Annotated in this window: 16 protein-coding genes; 9 read left to right on the top strand and 7 right to left on the bottom strand. The window is 71.0% G+C overall.

Annotated features, from left to right (window positions below):
- Positions 1-58 precede the first annotated feature (58 nt).
- The 6 genes from H7827_RS20085 to H7827_RS20060 all read left to right on the top strand — a co-directional run bounded on the left by H7827_RS20085 (position 59) and on the right by H7827_RS20060 (position 6,274).
- Positions 59-895 carry a hypothetical protein gene (locus H7827_RS20085; protein WP_432746803.1) on the top strand — a complete coding sequence of 279 codons (837 nt, stop codon included), beginning with the start codon at positions 59-61 and terminating at the stop codon, positions 893-895.
- A 221-nt stretch (positions 896-1,116) separates the two neighbouring features.
- Positions 1,117-2,070 carry a hypothetical protein gene (locus tag H7827_RS20080; RefSeq protein WP_432746802.1) on the top strand — a complete coding sequence of 318 codons (954 nt, stop codon included), beginning with the start codon at positions 1,117-1,119 and terminating at the stop codon, positions 2,068-2,070.
- A gap of 205 nt (positions 2,071-2,275) precedes the next feature.
- Positions 2,276-3,157 (top strand): hypothetical protein, encoded by an 882-nt coding sequence (locus H7827_RS20075; RefSeq protein ID WP_432746801.1) that lies wholly within the window; start codon positions 2,276-2,278, stop codon positions 3,155-3,157.
- A gap of 428 nt (positions 3,158-3,585) precedes the next feature.
- Entirely contained in the window at positions 3,586-4,419 is an 834-nt protein-coding gene (locus H7827_RS20070) for a hypothetical protein (RefSeq protein ID WP_432746800.1), read from the top strand.
- Between the two features lie 149 nt (positions 4,420-4,568).
- Complete coding sequence (locus H7827_RS20065; protein ID WP_432746799.1) at positions 4,569-5,243, top strand: hypothetical protein; 675 nt, start codon at positions 4,569-4,571, stop codon at positions 5,241-5,243.
- Positions 5,240-6,274, top strand: a complete 1,035-nt coding sequence (locus H7827_RS20060; RefSeq protein WP_432746798.1) for a hypothetical protein — start codon at positions 5,240-5,242, stop codon at positions 6,272-6,274. Before H7827_RS20065 ends, H7827_RS20060 begins: the two co-directional genes overlap by 4 nt.
- 12 nt (positions 6,275-6,286) lie before the next feature.
- Here H7827_RS20060 and H7827_RS20055 read toward each other — a convergent pair whose 3' ends face one another.
- From H7827_RS20055 to H7827_RS20030, 6 genes are all read right to left on the bottom strand, one after another.
- Positions 6,287-7,822 carry a N,N-dimethylformamidase beta subunit family domain-containing protein gene (locus H7827_RS20055; protein ID WP_432746797.1) on the bottom strand — a complete coding sequence of 512 codons (1,536 nt, stop codon included), beginning with the start codon at positions 7,820-7,822 and terminating at the stop codon, positions 6,287-6,289.
- 595 nt (positions 7,823-8,417) lie between these two features.
- Positions 8,418-9,143: a Clp protease N-terminal domain-containing protein gene (locus H7827_RS20050; protein ID WP_432746796.1), complete on the bottom strand. Its 726-nt coding sequence runs from the start codon at positions 9,141-9,143 to the stop codon at positions 8,418-8,420.
- 140 nt (positions 9,144-9,283) lie between these two features.
- On the bottom strand, positions 9,284-9,943 hold the full coding sequence (locus H7827_RS20045; RefSeq protein ID WP_432746795.1) for a hypothetical protein: 660 nt from the start codon (positions 9,941-9,943) through the stop codon (positions 9,284-9,286).
- A gap of 106 nt (positions 9,944-10,049) precedes the next feature.
- Positions 10,050-14,882, bottom strand: a complete 4,833-nt coding sequence (locus H7827_RS20040) for a DNA repair ATPase (RefSeq protein WP_432746794.1) — start codon at positions 14,880-14,882, stop codon at positions 10,050-10,052.
- 133 nt (positions 14,883-15,015) lie between these two features.
- Positions 15,016-17,046, bottom strand: a complete 2,031-nt coding sequence (locus H7827_RS20035) for an SPFH domain-containing protein (protein ID WP_432746793.1) — start codon at positions 17,044-17,046, stop codon at positions 15,016-15,018.
- Between the two features lie 122 nt (positions 17,047-17,168).
- The gene (locus H7827_RS20030) at positions 17,169-17,813 is read right to left on the bottom strand and encodes a hypothetical protein (RefSeq protein WP_375878212.1); all 645 of its coding nucleotides are present in this window, start codon (positions 17,811-17,813) and stop codon (positions 17,169-17,171) included.
- A 97-nt stretch (positions 17,814-17,910) separates the two neighbouring features.
- Here H7827_RS20030 and H7827_RS20025 point away from each other — a divergent pair, with 97 nt between their 5' ends.
- The 3 genes from H7827_RS20025 (at position 17,911) to nhaA (ending at position 21,327) form a co-directional block, all read left to right on the top strand.
- The gene (locus tag H7827_RS20025) at positions 17,911-19,251 is read left to right on the top strand and encodes a TrkH family potassium uptake protein (RefSeq protein ID WP_432746792.1); all 1,341 of its coding nucleotides are present in this window, start codon (positions 17,911-17,913) and stop codon (positions 19,249-19,251) included.
- Between the two features lie 86 nt (positions 19,252-19,337).
- Entirely contained in the window at positions 19,338-20,012 is a 675-nt protein-coding gene (locus H7827_RS20020) for a potassium channel family protein (protein WP_432746791.1), read from the top strand.
- A 79-nt stretch (positions 20,013-20,091) separates the two neighbouring features.
- A complete protein-coding gene (nhaA, locus tag H7827_RS20015) occupies positions 20,092-21,327 on the top strand; it encodes a Na+/H+ antiporter NhaA (protein WP_364239951.1) in 1,236 nt (411 codons plus the stop codon).
- Positions 21,328-21,524: 197 nt separating this feature from the next.
- Here nhaA and H7827_RS20010 read toward each other — a convergent pair whose 3' ends face one another.
- Positions 21,525-22,775, bottom strand: coding sequence for a CehA/McbA family metallohydrolase (locus H7827_RS20010; protein ID WP_386537522.1), 1,251 nt, complete (start codon positions 22,773-22,775; stop codon positions 21,525-21,527).
- Between the last annotated feature and the right edge of the window lie 180 nt (positions 22,776-22,955).

Genomic DNA, 22,955 nt, shown 5'->3' with positions numbered 1-22,955 from the left:
GCCCAAAGCCACCTCGGTCCCAGCCCCGTCCCCCTGGGTTGTCACCGTCACTGTCCTCGTGGGGTTCCTCGGCGCTGCGGGCCTGGTGCTGGCGGTGACGGACAACCTTCGCGCCACCGCCGGGAGCTGGCCCGGCGGCCCGACGGGGTTCGCCGTCACGCTCGGATTCCTCAGCGCTCTGGGAGTGCTGGTCGCGGTGTTCTTCGGCGTGGCAGGGAAGTGGCCGCATCGCGTGGGCCCGAGGTTGCGGGTCGGCGCACGGCCGACACACTGGATCATGGTCACGGCCGGCTTCCTGAGCGCCGTCACTCTCCTGTCCCTGCCGTTCTCCGGCGCGGCCGTCACCGGACTGGCCGTCGCACTGGTCGCCCTGCTCGCCGGGGCATTCGTCCTCGCGGGCAACCTCGGCGGTGACAGCCCCCGCGAACGGGTCGACCTGATGATCAGGATGTGCGGGGCGCTGCTGTTCCTTTCGCTGATCATCACGATGGTGGCGTCGGCCATCCTGTTCGACAACGCGTACTTCACCCTGGCGGAGAAGTGGCCCGGGGGCCCCAAGGTCTTTCTGCCGTGTGCCGGAGCCGCTGTCGTCCTGGGCATCGGAACCGCGGTCTGGGCCGCCAACCGCAAGGCCCGGCTGACCCGTGCGGGAGCGGTGCCGATCATGGCGCTGGGTCTCGCGCTCACCACGGCGTCGCTCTCCGTCCTCTTCGCCACGGCACCCCCACGGGACTACCCGGGCCCGGTGCTGTGCGACGAGGGGTTCTACTGTCTCCTCGACCAATCCCACAGCAACGCCGGACTGACCGTGGGCACGGGCTGGCTGGCCATCGGGGTCACCGGTGTGCTGCTCGGCTACGCAACGGTCAAAGTGAAGAAGCGCAGTCGCCGATAGTGATGACCTGCACCGGTGCCCCCTGTCGTCCGTCGTTGTCTCCGGCGTCCGACCGCGCGGCCGGACGGATCGGATGGCGCTCCGTCGAGTTGGGGCAGGTCACGTGCTGGAGGCCGACGACCGGCGCCGTCCCTACCGATCGCGGTGGGTACGGTCGGCCCTCCGGTGCGGCGAGGCGCTGTTCATACTGGTCCCCCTCGCGGCCCTGATCCTGGGTATCCATGGATAAAGCACAAGAAAACCGCATCGCTCGGATCCTGACGGTCGTCATGGCCGTCGGCATCGTGGCGGCCATCCTGCTGTTCATCGCCCTGCGCGATGAATTGTTCGCCTTGGCTCAAGGATGGCCCGGCGGCCCGGCCGCCTTCCTCATCTGTCTTGGGCTGGCCGGAGCGCTCGGGATGTTCATCTCGGTCGCCGCGTGGCTCTTCCATATCTGGCCGGACAGGGCGCCCTGGCAACTGCGCCTGCATCCGGCCATCCGCCACGCGATCACCGCCATCGGCGGCACTGCGGCGGTGCTCAGCACGGTCTTCCTGATCGGTGCCTTGCCCACGCGCGCTCGCAATCCACGGGGCTGCGAAGAGCTCAGCTGCTGGCTGGAGTCGCACGAACCCGGCAGCTGGGTCTGGGGGCTCGTCAGCCTGGGTGTCGCCTCCTGGCTGGCTTCGCTCGTTCTCGCCTACCTCTTCGCATCGGACCCGGCAGGCCGCTGGGCGGCGTTGATTCCCGAGGCTCTCATCGGCGCCGGCCTGGCCGTGCTCTTCACCGTGCTCACGCTCTCTCTCCGGTACGAGGACGCGTACAGCGATCTGGCTCACGAGTGGCCGGGCGGTCCGCGGCTGTTTCTGATCGTTGCGGGTGCTCTGGTGTCGCTGGGCGTCGGCGGTGCTGTCTGGGCCTGGACACACAGGCGACGTCTGCCCACTTGGGGGACGCTTCCACTCGTGCTGGCCGGCGTCGCCGTCACGGTTGCGGCGCTGTCGGTACTGATCGCCGCTGTGCCACCGCGCCGCTACCCGGGCCCCTACCTGTGTGACGAAGGCTTCTACTGCGCACTCGACCAGACCCACGACCAAGCCGGGCTGATCGTCGGTCTCGGCTGGCTGGCCCTCCCGATCACGGCCGCACTGATCGGCTACGCGGCGTTCAGGGCGGCCAAGCGCACCCGCTGACGGCGCCGACCTGCCGGTGCTCCGTGTCGGTGTCCCTCCGTCCAGCCGCACAGATTTTGCGACGGGCCGTCATCTGAGAGCTGGACGGGCGACTGAGAAGCGGCAATCTCTGTGGTCCGTTCCCACAGCGAGCCCGACGTCGCCGTGAGAACGAGTGACGGGCCACCGGGGAACCGCCCTTCCCTCACTGGTTACGATCGCGAGCATGACACAGCGCGACAGCCCGTCGGGACCGTGGCCGGGATACCACTCGCCGTCAGCGCCGCCCCCTCCGCACGGTCCGCCCCCGCCGACGGGGAAGGCTCCACGGCGCGGCGAGCCGCTGTTGGTGCTGGCCATCCTCGGTCTGATCGTGGGCATAGCACTCGTCGCGTACTTGGTGATCAGCGGCGAACGGGGCCGGTGGCACAACGGCTCCGCACAGGACAGCGTCACCGACGGCGCCACCACCGAACCCTGGCAGCCCGGCGGTCCCGCGGATCCCCGCGTTCCGGCACGTGATCCGGAGGCGCCGGTGGTCGCGGACGACTGGCAGGTCGTCCTGAGCCCTCGGGGCGGGATGGCCTACGACGTACCCCCCGAGTGGAAGGTCCACGAGGAGGGCAGCAACACCTTCTGGCCGGCGGACGACCCCGAGGAACACGGCTCCGAGTGGGCCTACACCCTGCGGGATCCCGCCAGTCGGGCCGTGACGGCGTGCGACGGCAGAAGGATCGCCTATGTCGGCACCCGCTACATTCAGGGCGTCAGCGGTACGGAGGAAGCGGCACGATCCGTCTCCAGCAATCTGGCCTGGGCACTGTACGACCAAGCCCTGGAGGGCGACCTCACCACCACGGAGGCCGAGCCCTTCGAGAACGAGCACGGCGTCAACGGACACATCGCCTACTCGACCTCTTCCGGCGCCCCCGAGCACGGGGAAGGTGCATGCGCCTCGACCGAAGGGCGTGCGATCGGTGTCTCCTTCATCACCTCCTCCGCCGATATCGTCTCCTGGGGTCTGGTGGCCGATACCGGTCATGAACACGAGGTATCGGCAGAGACGATTGAGCTGATCGTGAGCAGCATCCGCCCGTACGGGGACTGATCGGCTTCACGCATCGCCACCCGCTGCCGAAAGCAACCGGCCGCTTCCCGTTCCCTTCGAAGGACGCGGGAAGCGAGCACCGACCTGTTTCGGCGCTCATGCCAGGTGACATCGGTGCCTACGGGAACCCCGTGACGCGCTCGCGCGGTGTCCGGCGCAATACCCGCCCACGAGCGCACCGTTGGGTGGGCGCCGGGCGAAGTCCTGCGCCCGCACCGCCGAACCGGTACCTGCGGACAGTCGGTGACCTCCGGATCGTTCGGCCCGCCCCGCCTTCACCGCGTCGTGGACGCGGGACCCCGGCGCCGGTGGCCGCCCCGCACCGGCTCGCTAGAGTTCCTCTCATGGGATCAGCACAGGATTCCGGGTGGGGGGCTCACGGAGGCCAGGACCCATACCGGACACAGAACCCGTATCAGCAGCCCACCATGCCCCACGGCTGGCCGGGCGCACCCGCGCCGGTGCCGCCACCGCCGGGCAAGGGCCGCAAGGCGGCGCTGCTCGGGGTCGCCGGGGTGGTCGTGGCCGCCCTGGCCGTGACCGTCGGTGTGGTGCTCACCCGCGACAGCGGTGAGGACGGAGACGGCGGAGCGGCGGCGGCCGAGGACGAGCAGACGCCGCGGACGCCCTCCGCGCAGGACCCACGACGGCCGGTCGAGGAGTCCGAGGAGCCTCTTCCCGTCGTCGCCGACGACTGGCAGGTGGTGCTCAGCGACCGGTGGCACACGGCGTTCGACGTGCCCCCCGACTGGCGGGGGCCATCGCGCGACTCCAGTTTCCGCTGGGAGACCTGGGAGCCCGAGGACCCCGACGTCCCCGACTACGCGTTCAGCCTCACCGACGTCTCTGCGGTCATCGACACGGAGTGCGGCAAACCGGGCCACCGGCTGGTCGCGGGCACCCGGGGCGCGCAGGGCGCGACGGACACGGCGGACGCCGCCGAGATCATCGCCGGCAACCTGCTGTGGGCCAACTACGACCAGACCAGGTCGGCTTCCTTCGACGTCGGTGAACCCGAACCGTTCGAGACGGAACACGGCATCACCGGCCACATCGTCCGGGCGACCATCACCGATGTCCCCGACGGCATCCCCGAGCGCGACTGCCCCGTCACCGACGGCATGTCCATCGCCGTCTCCTACCTCAGCCCCAACTCCGACCTGGTGGGATGGGGTCTGGTGGCCGACACCGGCCACGACGGCGAAGTCGACCCGGACGTCATCGAGTCGGTACTGAGCAGCATCCGGCACTACACCCGCTGAGGGGCGCGCGGCGCAGGGCGGGACGGGTGTCATGGTGGGGGACCGGACCACGGGTTGGTAACACCTCCGGGACCGGGGTCGCACGGTGCAGGCACGAGTTCGTAGGGTGAGGGTTCAAAGCACTCAAACCCCGCCGATACGGAGCCGCCGTGACCCGCCGCCGGACCAGGACCGCCCTGATCGCCGCTTCCGCGGCCACCGCCCTGCTGCTGACCGCCTGCGGCGGAAGCGACAACGGCGACGCCAGCGACGACATTCCGGGGGTCGACGAGACGACCGAGGAGCCGGGTGGGCCCGAGGACGAGCCGGAGGAATCGGCCGAAGAGGAGCCAGGGGGCGGGGTTGATCATCCGGAGATCGACTTCGGGGATGACTACGAGAACACCTATGAGGACGACTACACGGGAGATCCCGTCGTGGACGCCGTTCTCCGGGCTAATCAGGGGTTCAACGACGCGGTTGACGAGGCAATCATCCATCACGACTATGAGCGCCCCGCTCTGAGCTTTTACATCTCGGGCCCAGCTCGCACGGCGACCTTCAGAGTGCTGGACGCCATGGTTGAGTCGGGAGAGTCGTCGGGAGGAACCTCCCACTATTTCAATCGAGACGTGAAGCTGGTCGAGGAAGGTGTAGCGACGATTTCATTTTGCCGGGACTTCAGCCAGGTTTACGACACGGACTTCGAAACCGGAGAGATCACCAAAGAGGCTGACCCCGACGCCAAACCCACTCTCTATGTCGCTCGCATGGAACTCAGCACCGAGGGCGTCTGGCAGACCGTCGAGTACGACCTCTCCAGGGAGGATCAAGAGTGCCAGTGACGAGAAATATCCGGTGGCCCGCGGGAATCGCCGTCATCGCCATCCTGTTGTTCCCGGGCACAGCGCATGCGGGTCGGGACGATGTCGACGGGGGCACCACGACGGACGGCGCTGGTACGCACCTGGAGGCCAGCGCAGGCGCAGGACAGGCGCGCATTTCCTTCAGCGGGAACGGTACTGATGGGAGCGGAGGACTCACCAGTACCCAGAGCACCTGGACACCGCCCGCCTGCTACTACGCCCCCGTCTACACGCCGGAGGAGTATCAGGCCTATTGGGCCGAACTTTCCCGCGAGTTCTACAGTTCTGGCTGGCCACAGGATGACAAGGACCTGCTCCGGGAGAATCTCGAGGAATCTTATGGCGAGAAGGGAGAGTATCCGAACTACAACATTGAAAAGCAGGGGGAGGGAATGTTTTGGCAGGTGGTCAGGAATGACGCCTACCCCATCGAGGATCAGCTGGCCTGCGAATACCGCACCTTCTTCGTGGAGTTCGGCGATCCGCCCCCGGACCTTCCCGGCGTGGTGAACATCTCCACCCTCGCCGAGCTCGCCTATGAGCGCGTCCGCGTTCCCGACACCGACATCGAGCTGAATCCGGACGGCGATCAGACCGTCAATCTCGCGACCTGGGTGTGGCTCGATCAGGCGGCCTTCGAGCCGGTGTCCGTCACCGCGTCTCTCGATGACTACGGGCTGTGGGCCACCACCACCGCGACGCCCACCACGCTCACCATCGAGCCGGGCACGTCCGATGCTCGCCTGCATCCGGCGTCCGGTGAGTGCGCCGTCGGCGGCGACGGGAGTATCGGGGAGCCGTACAGCCGGGGGCGGTCCGGGGAGGAGCCGCCGTGTGGGGTGACCTATCTGCGGGCCACGCACGCCACCGGTTCCTACGGGCTGACGGCCTCGCTCACCTGGGAGATCTCCTGGGAGGGGTCGGACGGCAGTGGGGCCTCGCTGCCGTCGGGGGTGTTCGAGACGACGCATGAGATCACGGTGAGCGAGGTACAGGCCATCGTGCGGTAGGGCCCACGGGAGTCAGGTCCGGTCGCCGTACACCTCGGGGACGTTGCCGTGCGCCGGGTGGGTATGGGCGGCCGGGCCGTTGGCGAAGGTGCGGAGGATGTTCTCCGTCACCTTCGTCACGAACTCCCCCGTCCGCGCGTCCATTCCGTGGTTGCCGCCGTTCTCGTCCGTCCCCGCCATCAGGGCTTCCACCCAGCGCATCGTGCCGACGGCGAAGACCCCGGCGCCGCTGTCGACGGTGTAGTACGCCGAATCGTGGTGGCTGGCCGTCCCGTTGCACACCAGGGGCGAGTGCGCCACGATCTCGATGCCCTCGGGGGTGGGCGCCGCCGGGGTCACCCGGTCGTACTCGACTCCCACCAGGTGGTCGAAGGAGTCGCCGGCCCGCACTCCGGTCCCCTCGAAGGCCCAGTGTTCGGGGCGGTGCACGACGTACGGGGCGTCCACCGGATAGCCCTCGTACAGCACGCCCGTCAGGGACGATTCGGGGTCGGCGCCCGGGGCCGCGCGGAAGTCGGTGGTGACCAGGGCGTCCTGGTGGCCGTGGTGGGGGTCCCGGGCGGCGGCCGACTTGTAGCAGGCGACGATTCTGCGCTCGCCCGTGTGCTTCGGCTCCAGCGGTGTCGGGTCCAGGCGGATGCGGCGGAAGCAGGTGTTCGCCCCGAGGATCGCGAGGTTCGTGCCCGCGTCGCGCGCCCGTGTCAGGTGGTCGCGCTGGGCCGGGGTCATGTATTCATCGTGGCCCAGGATCACCACGGACGCCGCGTCCTTCAACACCTCGGGGTCGCGGTCCACATCGTTCCCGGTGGTGTACGCCAGGGGCAGGCCGAGCTGTTCCGCGAGCACCACCGCGGCCCGCTCGTACGCCAGGAACTTCTCGGCCCCGTCCTTGTCGTAGGGCCGGTCGAAGCTCACCACCAGGGCGCGGGTGCGGTCCCCGCCGTCCTTGCCCTCGTACAGGCTGTACCCGCCCCAGCGGTTGTACGCCTGCCAGGTCGCCGGCGCGTGCAGCAGGACCGTGCGGCCGGCCGCCTCCCGCGAACGCACCACCAGCGGCACGTACCGCTGTCCGCCGTCCCCGCCCTCCGCGTCGAGCCGCAGCAGGTAGGCGCCCTCGGGCCACTCCTCGGTGGACACGGAGAGGCCGCGTTCCCAGTCGGCCCGTACGGTGCCGGTGTCAGGGAAGAACGACGGGGCCCGCTGCACCGCGCCCGGCTGCGGCTCGGAGCGCCACACGCGGCGGGCCTGCGCCCCGCCGTACCAGCCGATCCGGTAGGCCGAGACCCGGTACGCGGGCGCCGGGGTGGAGACGTACAGGCCGAACTCCTCGCCCGGATCCACACTCACCCGATCGGCGTACCCCTCAATGGCGTCATCGGCCCCGGTGTCGGTGATCCGCCAGCCGGGGTCGCCGGTCTGGGCCGCCTCGCCCGCCGGGTCGGGGCCCTGGCCGCCCCACAGGGAGCAGGCGCCCGTCATCCCGGCCCCGGCCGCCGCGCACGCGCCCAGGAAGCTCCGGCGGTCCAGACCGCCCTCCTGCCCTGTCATGACCTCAGGCTGTGACACCCCCCGGGAGCGGGCAACTCTTCCACGCGCCGCCCCCCGCTGCTACGGTCCCCCGCGTGGACACGCGTCCGGTGCCCTTCCCCGATGTCGGCGGACCACTCAGGAACAGACCTGCCCGGGTACGGCTCCCATCGGATGGACCCGCCCAGTTGGACCGCCCGCTACCCGGGGCAGTCCCTGCTCGTCCGGCTCAACCCCGCGCACGGCGAGGAGTTGCTGCGCCTGGCGGGCGCGTACGAGCTGGTGTGGGGCACCACCTGGCAGGACGAGGCGAATTCCTTCATCGGTACGGTGCTGGGCCTGCCGCCGCTGCCCCATGTGCACTTCGGGCCGGTGCCGTTCCTGGCGGCGCCGCGCGCCGCGCCGCTGCACTGGAAGACCCGCACCCTGCCGGCGTACGCGGGGCGCCGGCCGTTCGCCTGGGTGGACGACGAACCGACCGGCGCGGACGCCGTGTTCGTACGCGAGCGGCACCCGGCCCCCGCGCTGCTGCGCGGGGTGGATCCGGCGCGCGGGCGGGGGGTGCGGATTTCACCGCGCCGGCCGCGTGGGCCGCCGCCCTGCCCCGAGGAGCCGTTCAGCCCTGCTTCTGCTCCAGGAACACCGCGAGTGCTTCGACGAGTTCGGTCTCGGCCCGTTCCTTGCGCACGCCGAGCCCGGACAACACCCCGTTCCCGTCCTCCAGTTCCAGCAGGGCCAGCAGGATGTGCTCGGTGCCGACATAGTTGTGGCCCAGGCGCAGCGCCTCGCGCAGCGTCAGCTCCAGGGCCTTGCGTGCCCGTACGTCGTAGGGGACGAGCGAGGGCGCCTCGCCGTCGGTGGCCTGCGGCAGGGCGGCGGTGGCGTCCTGCCGTACGGCGTCGAGCAGCACGTCCTGGCCGGTGATGAGCTTGGCGGCCAGGCTGTCGGGGTCGGCGATCAGGCCGAGCAGCAGGTGCTCGGGGGTGATCATCGTGTTGCGGGCGGCCTGGGCCTCGTTCTGGGCGGCCATGACGACGTTCTTGGCGCGCGGGGTGAACTGTCCGAAGTCCTGGGCGGCGCCCTCGCTGGGGACGAATCGCTTCTGGGCGGCCTGCCGGGTGACGCCCATGCTCTTGCCGATGTCGGTCCAGGAGGCGCCGGAGCGGCGGGCCTGGTCGACGAAGTGGCCGATGAGGTGGTCGGCGACGTCGCCGAGGTGGTCGGCGGCGATGACCGCGCTGGTCAGCTGCTCCAGCGAGTCGCTGTGGGTCTTCTTGATGGCCTCGATGAGGTCGTCGAGGCGCACGGAGCGGGTGATCTGAGTGCGTTCGGCGTCAGTCATGCGTCAACCTTAGGTTGACAGTGGTGGAGTGTCAACCTTTGGTTGACATGGGGCCCCGATCTGGGGCGCCCGACACAGGACGGTGGCCGCCGGCCCGCAGGCCGGCGGCCACCGCATGACGTGCTCGGATCCTCAGCGGATCAGTTCAACGCCCAGGTGTACTCGGCGTCATCGGCCGCGGTCCACGTGACCTCGGTCAGCTCGCTGCCGTCCGGCACCAGGTACATCTTGCAGTCGTTCCACACCTCGCCCTCAGCGAACGTCCTGGGGTCCTCGGCGGCCGGACAGCCGCCGGGGATGTCCATGCTGCCGATCATGATCACCGCCGGCATGAACTGGCCGGTCGCCAGCCGCGCCGACTGCTTCAGGCTGGGCCGCGCGTACTCCAGCGTCTCGCCCCCGACATGGGCGTAGTCGGTGTACAGGTACATCGGCGTGGTGCCCTCGATGTCCTCCGGGTCGAAGATGTCGAGCGCCTCGACATCGGCGATGTCGCCGATGTCCAGCTTCTGGACGGTCACTTCCAGTTCGGCCGCGGCCTCGCTGTACTCGTACGGGAGCGGCCCGGCGGTCTCGCCCAGGGCGAGGCTGCCACCGGAGCCCTCCGTCGCGTCGTCGTCCCCGGCGGAGTCGTCCTCCGCCGGGTCCTCGTCCTGGTCCGTGTCCTGCTCCTGGCCCTGGTCCGATCCGGATCCGGCGTCCGAGCTGTCGCTGTCGTCGCTGCCACAGGCGGTCAGCGTCAGCGCCAGGACGGCGGCAGGAGCGGCGGCGCGCAGCCAGAGGTTCTTGCGGTGTGACACGTAAAACTCCCCGTTGTTTCCTTACATCGAACTGACATCCACCCTAGGTAGCGCATATCCGCGTTCTGTCACACGGGCGTAGCAGCCGGACACGCGAAGCGACCGCTCACCCCGCGTAGGCCAGCTTGATGCGCTCCCACCGCGCCTGCTGCTCCGGGCCGAGCCGGCCGCGCAGTTCCGCCAGTTTCAGCAGGTTGGCCTCGGCGCCCGTGGTCAGGGTCTGCGCCTCCGCCAGGTAGTGGTCATCGATCAGCGCCTCCAGCTCGTCCTGGTTCATCACCGGGACGATGCGCTCCGCCAGCTTGTTGGTGTTGCGGTACGAGCCCTGGAGCCGGAACGGCGGCTCCGTGCGGCTCGCGTCGTCCTGCGTCGCCGAGGCGATGTACGCCGCGTTCACCGCCAGCGTCGTGCGCTGCACGTACAGCAGCTTCCGCAGCACCGACAGGATCTGCTCCAGGTCGGCCGCCCCGTACGGGTGCGCGAGGCGGTCCGCCGTCACCGACTCGTCGCCGCGCGCCAGCCGTACCAGCAGGTCCACGTCCGAGCGCTCGCGTGCCGCCAGCGGGGCCAGCACGGGGTTGGCGGTCAGCGCGTTCTCGATGTGGCTGAGCGCGAACAACTCGTCCCGGCCGGAGAGCACATCACCGAGGTTCCACACGTCCGCGCGGTTGGCCAGCATGTCCGGTACCCGGAAGCGGGTCCCGGACTCGGTGAACGGGTTGCCCGCCATGCACACCGCGAAGCGCTTGCCGCGCAGGTCGTACGTGACGGCCTCGCCGTCCCCGACCCGCACGCCGTCGATGCGGCGCTGCGCGTCGCACAGCGGGATGAACCGCTGGAGCAGCTCCGGCGAGGTGTGCTGGATGTCGTCGAGGTAGAGGAAGACGTTGTTGCCCATCTCCAGGCCGAAGTTGAGCTTCTCCACCTCGCGCCGGGCCGCCGCGTCGGGAGCCGCCGCCGGGTCCAGGGAGGTGGTGTCGTGGCCCAGCGCGGGGCCGTCCACCTTCACGAACACCAGGCCGAGCCGGGCCGCCACGTACTCCATCAGCGTCGTCTTGCCGTACCCGGGCGGCGAGAGCAGCAGGAGCAGGCCCTGGCTGTCGGTGCGCCGCTCCTCGCCCGCCGTGCCCAGCTGTTTGGCGAGGTTGTCGCCGATCAGCGGCAGATACACCTCGTCCAGCAGCCGGTTGCGCACGAACGCCGACATCACCTGCGGGCGGTACGCGTCCAGCCGCAGCCGCCGCCGTTCGGCGTCCAGCAGCGCGTTGCGGCGCCGGATGTACTGCCGGTGGGCGGGCACCCGGTGTGTCCTGAACTCCGTCGTACGGGACAGGAACTCATCCAGCCGCAGCGGCAGTTCGCCGGAGGCCACGCGCGGGTGCGCGCCGAGGAGGCCGTCCACCCGGGCGGTGAGCGGGGCGTCGATGGCGCGGTGTTCCACGTCCTCGCCGCACAGTTCGAGCACGGCCGCCTCGGCGAGGTCGGTCGCCTCGCGGCCGGTCGACTCGGTGAACGCCGTCAGCCACGCGGTCACCAGCTGGTGCCGGGCCGCCAGGTCGTCGCCGAGCGAGACGACGTCCTGCGCGAACTCCTTGGTGCCCGCGGTGCCCAGTGCCGTACGGAAGTCCTCCAGCAGGGTGCGGGCCGCGGCGCTGGTGGCGAAGCGCGGGGTGTGGCCGGTGGCCAGCGCCAGTTCCTCGAAGAGGTAGCCGCCGGCGTCCCCGCCCGGTGCCTGCGGCAGGGCGTGCTCGACGCGGAAGGCCTCGATGGCGGCGGTCAGTTCGGCCGCGAGCCGCTCGACGGCCGCGACCTGCCCGAAGGCGGTGCGCGCCCGGCCCAGCGACTGGGCGCGGGTGGTCCACGCCCGCCGGTTGGCGTCGGTGGCCCCGTACGCCCAGAACAGCTGGGCGGCGGCGCGCACCTCGGGCCCGTAGCGCAGCAGGTCGGCGTGGTCGCGCAGCCGCAGCAGCACGGCCAGGATGCGGGCCGCGTCCTGGTCGTGGACGCCGCGGTCGTACCCCTCGTCGTAGGCCGCTTCCGCGGTGCGGCGCACCTGCGGCAGCAACTCGGCCTCGCTCTCGCCCGCCGCGCCCTGGGACAGCACCGTGGCCGCCAGGTGCTCCGCGCGGTACACGGCCGGGGACTCCGAGGCCAGCGGCTGGTCCCAGAAGTCCTGGGTGGCGGCGAACTCCGGGTCGGTGACCGGTGCCCGGTAGTCGGTGCCGGTCACCGCGAACGACAGGGCGCCGTCCTGCGGCACCAGCGTCAGGTCGATGGGCTGGGTGTTGACGCCGAAGCTGTGCCGGCCGAGCCGCACCGTGCCGTCCGCGCCGAACAGGTCGGCGCGGTCGCGCAGCGCCCGCCCCGCCTCCTGCCGGATGGCCTTCAGCCGGCCGGTCAGCTCCTCGGCCCGGACGGTCTCACCGATCTCACGCAGCTCGCCTGCGGTCGCGCGCACCCGCTCCACCAGCGGGTCGGCGGCGAAGTAGGCGTTGATGTCGTCGAGCGTGGGCAGCGCGGTCGCGCGCCGGGTGACGGTGGACAGGATGCGGTTCGCGGAGGAGGCGAGCCGCTCGGCGTGCCGGGCCCGCTCGTCCAGCTGGGCCTGCTTGCGCGCCGAGAACGTCTCGTAGATCTCCTCGCGCTGCCCCGCCAGCTGGGTGAGGAAGTCGTCGAAGGAGCCGAACCGTGACTCCAGGTTCTCCAGCTGGAGCAGCAGCCTGCCCAGTTGCTCGTCGCACTCCTCGGGGGTGCGGGAGGCGGCCAGGGCGCCAGAGACGGCCTGGCCCAGCAGCGCGTACTCGGCGGCGAACTCGGCCCGCCCTTCGCGCTCCAGCAGTTCCCGGCGCCGCCCGTCCAGCACCGCGCGGGCCCGGTTGACGGCGCCCATCACCTCGCCGATGCGCTCCAGCAGCCCGGTGCGCACGGTGGCGTCCGCGATGTCCAGGCCGCCGATGACGTCGGTGACGATGCGCAGGCCGTCCGCGTGTTCGCCGATCTCCTCCAGCAGCGGGTCGGCGATGGCGACGCTGTCCACCGCCGCCGCCCGCTCCGTCAGTTCGGCGATCGCGGCCCGGGTGTCGTCGAACGCGTCCTCGCGGGAGAGGAAGGCGACCGCGCGCCGTCCGGTGGCCGCCAGCGACTCCCCGAGGCGCTCGCCGATCGCGGCCAGCGCGTCCAGGTCGATGTGCCGCACCTCGCGCAGCGACTCGGTGTGGCCCTGGGCGCGGCGCAGTTCGGTGAGCACGGTGACCCACTCGGCCGCGCCCTTGGGGGCTTCGCCGCGCGCCCGCCGGATCAGCCGTTCGGCGTGCTCGCCGGCCTCGGCCAGTTCCTTCGCCGCCCGCGCCCGCTGCTCCTGGACGCGCTGGTACTCGTCGATGACCTGTTCGGCGGTGGCCCGCAGGGTGGCGGTGGGCTCGTCGAGACCGGCGAGGCCGTCGAGGCCCAGCCAGTGGTACTGGTCGGTCAGCCGGTCGCAGGCGGCGGTGATCGCCTCGAACACGGCGGTGCCGGGGGCGAGTTCGCTCGCCAGCCGGGCCACGGTGAGGGCGTCGGAGATGCCGCGCACCAGCTCCGCGTTGCCGATCCGGGTCAGCGGTCCTTCGCCCACCGGGGGTGCGGCGGCGGCGTACGCGTCGGAGGTGAAGGGGCTGCGCCACACCTGCACGGGGTGGACGAGGGCCGGTTCGCCGTCGTTCCCGGCGCGGCTGATGGCCAGGGTGCCGTCGTCGAACAGCGCGAAGCCGTGCGAGGGGAGCGGGTTGGCGACTTCCTTGCGGATGAGGTTGTAGGGCAGCAGGAGGGTGTGGCCGGTGGCGGGGGCGTGGAAGACGTACAGCACGTCCTCGCCGTTGGGTGAGCGGATGGCCTTCTCGTAGGCGAGCCCGGCGGTGTCGGTGGCCTCGAAGGTACGGGCGGCGGCACCGGGCGGGGCGGCGGCGAGGTAGTAGCCGCCGGGGAAGATGATGCCCTGGTCGTCGGGGAGCGTGCGGCAGGCCTGTCCGATGCCGTCGAGGCGGACCACGTCCTGGGTGCGGGTGTTGAAGACGAGGTAGCGGTGGGTGCTCTCGTTGTACGGCAGGACGCGCAGCAGGATCAGCGGGCCGACGCGGGCGTAGGCGATCTCGGCGTCGGCGAGGGACTGGAGCGGTTCGTCCACCGGCTCGTGGTGGATGCCGTCCGCGCTGTCGGTGTCGTTTTCGGTCTTGAGGGTGAGCCGGCCGCCGACGGTGGCGACGTACAGCGCGCCCTCGATGCTCACGTGCGGGTGCGTGCCCAGGATGTGCTGCTCGCGCCCGGTGTCGGTCCAGCCGAAGTCGTAGGGCTCGGGGAAGACGTGGTCGCGCTCGCCCTTGGCGTCCAGGTACTGCGGGGTGCCGTCGGGGTGGATGCGCCAGCGCAGCACGCGGATGTCGCTGAGCCGGTCGCCGGTGCGGAAGACGGCCAGCAGCAGGCCGCCGGTGAGCCGCAGCCGCAGCAGCTGGGCCTGCCGGAAGTAGCGGTAGAGGCTCTCGAAGTCGCGCTGGAAGGCGGGGTCGTCGAGCAGCCCGGGGACGGCGTCGGGCGGGGCGGGGAGGAAGTGGCCGTCGTCCGCCCCGCCGGCGCTGAGCCGGTGCAGCCCGAAGACGTCGCCGATGGCGGTGTTCTCGGTGCCGGAGGCGCCGGTGCCGCGCGGGTTGTAGCCGGCCAGCAGGACGCCGCCGACCTGGACGATGTCGCGCGGGACGCTCTCGCGCCCGGTGCGGACCCGTTCGGTGGCGAGCAGGGCGAGTTCACTGCCGCCGAAGGTCTCGATGCGGCGGGCGTTGAGCGTCTGCGCGCGGGCCGCCAGTTCGGTGGCGGCGGCGGACATCCGGGCCCGCAGTACGTCGTAGGTGCCGGCGTCGAGCCGGGTGTCCTGAGTGTCCTGGGTGTCCTGGGTGTCCTGGGTGCTCACGTCGTCAACCGTTCCCGTATCCCGTTTCCGATCCCGCTCCGGCCACGTCACCCGTCACCGGACCTTCCCCCGCCCCGTCCGTCCGCCGCCGGCCCGGCCCGCGGGGGGCCGGGCCGGCGTCGGACGACGCGCCCTACTTGTCCAGCGCGACCGCGCCGTTGACCTTCGCCAGGTCGGTCAGCCGGACCTCGCCCAGGCCCTGGGCCGTGACGGCCTTCAGCACGCCGCGCAGCTGACCGGTGTGCTCACCGCCGTCGGCGATCAGGGAGCCCAGCAGCCCGGCCAGGGTCAGGTCGCGCACCCCGGCGGCGCCGAGACCGGCGGCCATCGCGCCGATGTCCTGGGTGAACGTGGAGTTCTCCTTGTCCAGCCACGGTCCGGCCAGCGCCTGCGCGTGCTCGGAGCTGTTGATGAACCCGTCCAGGCCACGGCCGGCCGAGATCGCGCCGATCAGCTTGTCGAAGAAGACGGTGTCCCCGCCGACGATGTCGATCTTGGCGTTCTCCAGGCCGGTGGCGACCACCGTGGCCTGCGCCTCGGCGATCTGCCGCTGCACGTCGATGCCGGCGATCCGGATGTCCTTCTCCGCCTCCAGGCGCAGCCGGTACTCCTCGTGCTCCCGGCTGGCGGCGTCCAGGGCGGCCATCGACTCGGCCTTGAGCTTGAGACCGTCCGCCTCGGCGGTCATCTTCTCGCGCAGCGCCTCGGCCTCGGCCAGGCCCATCTCCTTGGCCGCCTCGGCCTCGGCGTGCCGGGTCTTGGCGATGGCGTCCGCCATCCGCTCCTTGACCTCGGCCTCGGCCAGGCCCTCGGCGGAGGTGTCGGCACGCTTGCCCTCGGCCAGCCGGATCGCGGCCTGCGCGTCCAGGTCGGCGGACTTCAGCCGCGCCTCGGCGAGGGTGAGTTCTTCCTTGGCCTTGTGCACGGCCGCGGCCTCGGCCGCCTCCGCCGCCTTGATGTCCTTGACCAGCTGCTCCTGCGCCTGGGCCTCGGCGGTGATGATCAGCGCCTGGCGGTCGCGCTCGGCCTCCTCGACGGCCCGCAGCTTCTTGATCTCCTCCTCCTGCTGGGCGACGGTCTTCTCGACCGCGATGCGCTCGCGCACCACGTCCGCGATGTCCCGCTTCTCGCCCTCCAGCTCCTTGTCCTTGGCGATGCGCTGGAGTTCGGTCTCCCGCTCGCGCGCGATGACCTCCAGCATCCGGTCCTTCTCGATGCGCTCGTTCTCGATCGCCACGACGCGGTCACGGTTGAGCTTGGCCACGGCGATCTCGCGCTCGCGGTTCTCGTTCTGCACGCCGAGGGCTTCCTCGGTCTTGATGTGCGCGGTGTGCGAGCGCAGCCGCTCCTCGGCCTGGACGCGGGCGGTCTCGGCCTCCTCGCGGGCGCGTACGGTCTCGATCTCGCGGGTCTGCTTGATCTCGGCGTCGGCCTGGCGGCGCTCCAGTTCGAGGACGGCCTCGCGGGCGTCGACGTTCTGCCGGGTGATCTCCTTCTCCTCGTTCCGGCGGAACTCGTTGGTGAGCACGTGCTGGTGCGCGGTCAGCTCGGTGATCTTCCGGATGCCCTGGGCGTCCAGGATGTTGTCCTTGTCGAGCTGGGCGAGCGGGGTCTGCTCCAGGTAGTCGATCGCCGCGTCCTCCAGGCTGTAGCCGTTGAGGTCGGTGCCGATGACGGCGATGATCCGGTCGCGGAACTCGTCGCGCTTGGTGTACAGGTCGGCGAAGTCCAGCTGCTTGCCGACGGTCTTGAGCGCCTCGGAGAACTTGGCGTTGAACAGTTCCTGGAGCGTCTCGCGGTCGCTGGCGCGCTCGGTGCCGATGGCCTGGGCCACCTTGATGACGTCCTGCACGGTCTTGTTGACGCGCACGAAGAACGAGATCCGGATGTCCGCGCGGATGTTGTCCTGGCAGATCAGGCCGTCCCGCCCGGTGCGCCCGATCTCGATGGCCTTCACGGAGATGTCCATGGTCTCCGCCCGGTGCAGGACCGGGAGGACCACGGCGCCGGTGAAGGTGACATCGACCTTGCGGACCTTGGAGACGATCAGGGCCTTGCCCTGCTCCACCTTGCGGAAGAGACGGCTGAGCATGAAGACGACGGCGATGACGATGATCAGCGCGGCGGCGATGAGCACGCCGAGGCTGGTTCCTATGGTGTCCATCCGGTTGTGAACCCCTCGTGGTCGGTCGAGAAGATGTGCGGCTGAAGAAGGAGGCGCGGTGAAGACCGCAGGGCGCACGGCGGCGCCGTTTCACAGGTGATGCCGTCGAAGGGGGGACGCGCTCAGCGCGGCAACTGGTTCTCGAGATGCCCGGTCGCCGGGCCGGCGTCGTACGGCGCCACCCAGAAGAACTCACGTTCAGGTTCGTAGCCGAAGATCAGCGCCCGGCTGCCGGCCCCGAGGTCGGCGCCCTCGGGTCCTTCGGCGCGTACTTGCACGATGGCGGTGCCGCCGTCGTGCGCGGTGACCTCGGCCTGGCCGAACTCGGCGGTGACGCGGCTGGTGCGCACGACGCACACCTTGCCGACGAAGTCCTCGTGCTGGGAGCCGGTTTCGGCGGCGAAGACCCTGCGCAGCGGCAGGACGGTCAGCCGTGCGGCTCCCCAGCCGGCCACCAGGGCGACCGGGAGGGTGGCCACGCGCAGCGCGGTGGCGTCCAGCAGTTCGGTGCCGGCCATGGCGGTGAACCAGGCGACGGCGATGAGCATCGAGAGCGGGATGGCGGCGGGCACGCCGCTCAGGCCGAGCAGGGCCATGACACCCGCGAAGCCGCCGATGTCGCCGTCACCCGCGCCGTCGCCACCCTCGGCGACCGAGCCGCCGACGCCGAACAGCACCCCGAAGATCCAGTACAGCAGCACCACGGCGAGAGGGAAGGTGAAGATCACGGCCGGAAACGCCATGGCCGTCGTGAAGAAGTCCCCCATCCTTCGACCCCCCTATGGTGATATTGACAATATTTATACGCGACGATCGTTTGACTTGGTACCCCTGGGGCGTATCGATCGCCGTTACGTTCAGGACGTGCACACCCACCCGGCACGCATGGTGGCCCTCGGATTCGCCCTCGCGATCGTGGTCGGCACCACCGTGCTGGCGCTGCCGGTCTCCCGCGCGGGAGACGGTGCGGCGCCCCTGCTGACCGCCTTGTTCACCGCCACCTCCGCCGTCTGCGTGACCGGGCTCGCTGTCGTAGACACCGGAACGTACTGGAGCGGTTTCGGCGAAGTGGTAATTCTTTTCCTGATCCAGGCGGGCGGGTTCGGCATCATGACGCTCGCCTCGCTCCTCGCCCTCCTCGTCGTCGGCCGGCTGCGGCTGATGACCACGCTGCAGGCGCAGGCCGAGTCCAAGATCGGGATGGGCCAGGTGCGCGGCGTGCTCAAGCGGGTCGCGCTCATCACGGTCACGGTGGAGGCGGTCACGGCACTGATCCTGGCCCTGCGCCTGTGGCTCGGGCACGGACAGTCCCCGGGATCGGCCACGTACTCGGGGGTCTTCCACGCCGTCTCGGCCTTCAACAACGCCGGCTTCGGGCTGTACGGCGACAGCCTGACCGGCTACGCGCACGACCCCTGGGTGCTGCTTCCGGTGTCCGCGGCGGTGATCCTGGGCGGACTCGGCTTCCCGGTGATCCTGGAGGTGCTGCGGCAGTGGCGCGGCGGGCGCCGCCGGACGAGAACCCCCCGTACCTGGTCCCTGCACCTGCGGCTGACCCTGTGGCTGACCGGAGCGCTGCTCGCGGCGGGGACAGCGCTCACCCTGCTGTTCGAATGGTCCAACCCCGGCACGCTGGGACCGCTGGGCGGCGAGGACAAGGCCCTGGGCGCGTTCTTCCACTCCGCGATGCTGCGTACCGCGGGCTTCAACGCCACCGACGTCAGCGCCATGGAACCCGCCACGCTGCTCGGCTCCTGCGTCCTGATGTTCATCGGCGGCGGCAGCGCCGGAACGGCCGGCGGCATCAAGATCACCACCTTCGCCGTCCTGGGAGTGGCCATCCTGGCGGAAGTGCGCGGCGAGCCGGGCGCGGGCATCTTCGGACGGCGCCTGGCGCCGCAGGTGCTGCGCCAGGCGCTGACCGTCGCGCTGCTGGGCGTGGCCGCCGTCATGGCGTCCACCATCGCGCTCCTGGCCATGGTGGACGCGCGCGCCGAGGTCGTGCTGTTCGAAGCGGTGTCGGCCTTCGGCACGGTGGGCCTGACGGCCGGGCTGACCGGCGAACTCGCCGGGCCCGGTCAGCTGATCATCACCGCTTTGATGTTCCTCGGCCGGGTGGGCCCGATCACCCTCGCCTCCGCGCTGGCCCTGCGCCAGCGCACGCAGCGCTACCGGCTGCCCGAGGAACGCCCGATCATCGGATGAGGCCCCGGCTTCCGCTCCCGCCGCCCCACACCCACCGTGCGCACGCACGGACCTCCCCACCCCCTCACACGGAACGGAACACAGCGATGCCCAGACGACGCCGCGGTCACCCCGATCAGCGGGTGGCGGTCATTGGCCTCGGCCGGTTCGGCATGTCCCTCGCCGGAGAGCTCATGCGCACCGGCTGGGAGGTGCTCGGAGTCGACGCCGACGAGCAGCTCGTCCAGCGGCACAGCGACGCCCTCACCCACGCCGCGGTCGCCGACTGCACCGACCACGAGGTCCTGCGCCAGCTCGGCATCCCCGACTTCCGCAATGTCGTGGTCGCCATCGGCAGCGCCGTGGAGGCCAGCATCCTGGTCACCTCCCATCTCCTGGACGACGAGGTGCCGAACATCTGGGCCAAGGCCATCAGCCACCAGCACGGCCGGATTCTGGAGCGGCTCGGCGCCCACCACGTGGTGCAGCCCGAGCACGAGATGGGCGAGCGGGTCGCGCACCTGGTGGCCGGGCGGATGCTGGACTTCATCCCCTTCGACGAGCACTACGCCCTGGCCAAGACCCTGGCGCCGCCGGCCGCCACGGGGCGGCCCCTGGGCACCACCGCGGTGCGCTCCCGGCACGGAGTGACGGTGGTCGGCGTCAAGCGGCCGGGCGGGCACTTCACCTATGCGACGGCGGAAACCGTACTCGAACCGGGCGATGTGATCATCGTCACCGGGGAGACGTCCGCCGTGGAGGCGTTCGCGAATCTGGGTTAGCTTTGCGGGCAGGTGCGCCGGGAAGTCTGGTCGGCAATGTGCAAACATTTGTCCCTTTACAGCCCCGGAGGCTCTCTTCATGACCCCGCCGCAGACCACCACGCCCGCCCCGAACGCGGAAGATCAAGATCGCCGTTCGATCGCGGAATTCCTGCGCCTGGAGGTCACCGGCGGCCTGATGCTGCTGATCGCCGCCACACTGGCGCTGATCCTGGCGAACTCCCCGGTCAGCGACACATACACCTCGGTACGCGACCACCACCTCGACATCCCCTGGCTGGGCCTGAACCTCTCCATCGGCCACTGGGCCTCGGACGGACTGCTGGCCGTCTTCTTCTTCATCGCGGGCGTCGAACTCAAGCGCGAACTGGTCGTCGGGCAACTGCGCAAACCGGCCGCCGCGGCCCTCCCCGTGGTCGCCGCCATCGGCGGCATGGCCGTCCCCGCCCTCATCTACGTGCTGGTCAACGGCCTACAGGGCGGTGCCATGGACGGCTGGGCGGTGCCGATGGCCACCGACATCGCCTTCGCGCTCGGCGTCCTGGCCGTCGTCGGCCGCAAGCTGCCCTCCGCGCTGCGCACCTTCCTGCTGACCCTCGCCATCGTCGACGACCTCATCGCGATCATCATCATCGCGGTGTTCTTCGCCTCCGACCTGAATCTGTGGTTCCTGCTCGGCTCGATCGCCGGACTCGCCCTCTTCGGCTTCCTGCACCACCGCGGCGTACGCGGCTGGTACATCTACGTGCCGCTCGCCCTGGTGATCTGGGGCCTGATGTTCAACAGCGGCGTGCACGCCACCATCGCCGGTGTCGCGATCGGCATGCTGCTGCGCACCACCACCAAGCCCGGCGAGGAGACCGCGCCCGCCGAGCACATCGGGCACCTCGTCCACCCCTGGTCGGCGGGCCTGTGCGTCCCGCTGTTCGCGCTGTTCGCGGCCGGGGTGGCGGTCTCCGGTGACACCTTCGCCGACATGATCCACGAGCCCGAGGCGCTCGGTGTGACCCTGGGCCTGGTGGTGGGCAAGATCATCGGTGTCTTCGGCGCCACCTGGCTGGTCGCCACCTTCACCAAGGCGCAACTCCACCCCTCCCTGAAGTGGCCCGACATCTTCGGCGCCGCCATGCTGGCCGGCATCGGCTTCACCGTCTCGCTGCTGATCGCCGAACTCGCCTTCGCCGACCTGCCACACCTGATGGAACACGTCAAGGTCGCCGTCCTGCTCGGCTCGGTCATCGCGGCCATCGGCGCGGCCATCGTGCTCACCCTGCGCGGCCGGGCCCACGAGCGGGCCGGCACCTCCGACGAGTAAGGGCAGCCCCGGTGCCCCACTCCCGCTCACACCGGGTGGGGGCACCGGGCTGATCGGCCCGGCCGGACGCGTCTCCCCACGTCGTCGCGGAACGCGCCCGCGCGGCGCGCCGGTGGGACGGCTGATGTCCGCCGGGTGCCGCCGAGCCGGGCGGTCGTGATCAGCGGGCGACAGTCTTCACACCACAGTCCCCGGCCCTACTGGCACAGGGCCAGCACTTCGTTTCCGGGCCCCTCCAACCGGTAGGGCCCGCCGGGCTCTTCCGGACCCGGGGGCGGCGCCGGGAGCGACTCCCGCTCCCCCGCCACCACCTGGCGCCCGCCGTCCGGGCGCACCAGCACCGTTCCGGCGGCGTTCAGCGCCAGCAGTTCGCCGCCGGTCCGCAGCAGCAGCGCGGCGCGCGGGCCGCCCGCGTGGACGGCGGTACGGCCGGCCGCGAGGCCCGCCAGGACGGAGCGGACACTGTTGTCACGCGCCAGCACCCACGTGGTGGGCGACCCGGGCGGTGGCCGTTCACCGCCCGGCCGGTGGAAGTCGCTGCCGCCGATCGCGATCACATCGGGCCGCCAGGCCAGCGCCCATGCCAGCGGCGCCCCGTACCTGCGGTCGCGCCACGTCGGATGCCACAGTTCCACATGCCGCGACCGCAGCCGCGGGGCGAGCGGCAGCCGCCACGAACAGTCCGTGGCCACCGGGTGGTTGACGGAGAGCACCCCGCCTCGCCGCTCGATCTGCGCGCCCCAGGTGTCGGGCGGCTCCCGGAAGTCGACCCAGCCGGTGTCGCCGAAGACATTGGCGTGCCCGAGGTCGGTGGTGACCTCCTGGCCGGGCACGAGGGTGATCCCGTACCTGGCCCCCACCGCGGCCAGCTCCGCGTGGTGCGAGACGGTGTTGTGATCGGTGACGGCGAGGAAGTCGAGCCCCCGGGTGACCGCGAGCGCCGCCAGTTCGGAGACGGTGAGCGCCCCGTCGCTGTGCACCGTGTGCGCGTGGAAGTCCCCCGCCAGCCAGCGCATCCCGTCCACGGCGGGCAGTGGCGTGCGCGGCGGCCGTTCGGGGGGTACCGGCGGCGCGGCCTGCGCGGGCGGCACCGGCCGGCGCCCGGTGGTGACCACCCGCAGCGTGTACGCCACCCCCTGCGGCGGCACGCGATGCAGCCGCAGCAGCACGTGCCACAGCCCCGGCTCCGGTTCCCCCGGCAGGTAGCCCGGTGTCGCCCAGTCGGCGGCGACGGTGAAGCTCTCGCGCGCCCCGCCCGACCAGCCCCGGAACCCGCCGGGCCCCCAGCAGCCGAGGTCCAGCACGCCGCCGCTGTCCCGGTCGTACGCCAGCTCCACGCGTACCGCCGCCACCCCGGCCCCCACCTCGAAGGGCAGCCGGCGCACCTCCCCCGCCACCCGGTCCGCAACGCTCCACCTGCCGCGAAGCACCACCTCGCTCAACCCCACACCACCTCCCGCCACCAGACTCCCGCGATCCCCGCCCGCGCACCACCCCGCCGGTACGGGTGGGGCGAGCGTGCCTGATGAGGACCGTCCGGCCCGGGAAGGGCCCCGGGGCCACCGGGATCGCAGAGGTCAGTGCGGGGGGACGCATACCCACCACGCCGTGGAGCGACCCTGCCGGGA

Source organism: Streptomyces sp. JH002 (assembly GCF_050916115.1).
GTDB lineage: Bacteria > Actinomycetota > Actinomycetes > Streptomycetales > Streptomycetaceae > Streptomyces > Streptomyces xiamenensis.
The sequence above is the reverse complement of the archived record's forward strand: the minus strand, read 5'-3'. Positions and strand labels throughout refer to the sequence as shown.

What these genes read in the sequence shown, in the direction of transcription:
- H7827_RS20055 (WP_432746797.1), bottom strand. Translation starts at nt 7,822, where the DNA reads ATGACAGGGCAGGAGGGCGGTCTGGACCGCCGGAGCTTCCTGGGCGCG.
- H7827_RS20035 (WP_432746793.1), bottom strand. Translation starts at nt 17,046, where the DNA reads ATGGACACCATAGGAACCAGCCTCGGCGTGCTCATCGCCGCCGCGCTG.
- nhaA (WP_364239951.1), top strand. Translation starts at nt 20,092, where the DNA reads ATGACCCCGCCGCAGACCACCACGCCCGCCCCGAACGCGGAAGATCAA.
- H7827_RS20050 (WP_432746796.1), bottom strand. Translation starts at nt 9,143, where the DNA reads ATGACTGACGCCGAACGCACTCAGATCACCCGCTCCGTGCGCCTCGAC.
- H7827_RS20080 (WP_432746802.1), top strand. Translation starts at nt 1,117, where the DNA reads ATGGATAAAGCACAAGAAAACCGCATCGCTCGGATCCTGACGGTCGTC.
- H7827_RS20020 (WP_432746791.1), top strand. Translation starts at nt 19,338, where the DNA reads ATGCCCAGACGACGCCGCGGTCACCCCGATCAGCGGGTGGCGGTCATT.
- H7827_RS20030 (WP_375878212.1), bottom strand. Translation starts at nt 17,813, where the DNA reads ATGGGGGACTTCTTCACGACGGCCATGGCGTTTCCGGCCGTGATCTTC.
- H7827_RS20075 (WP_432746801.1), top strand. Translation starts at nt 2,276, where the DNA reads ATGACACAGCGCGACAGCCCGTCGGGACCGTGGCCGGGATACCACTCG.
- H7827_RS20070 (WP_432746800.1), top strand. Translation starts at nt 3,586, where the DNA reads ATGCCCCACGGCTGGCCGGGCGCACCCGCGCCGGTGCCGCCACCGCCG.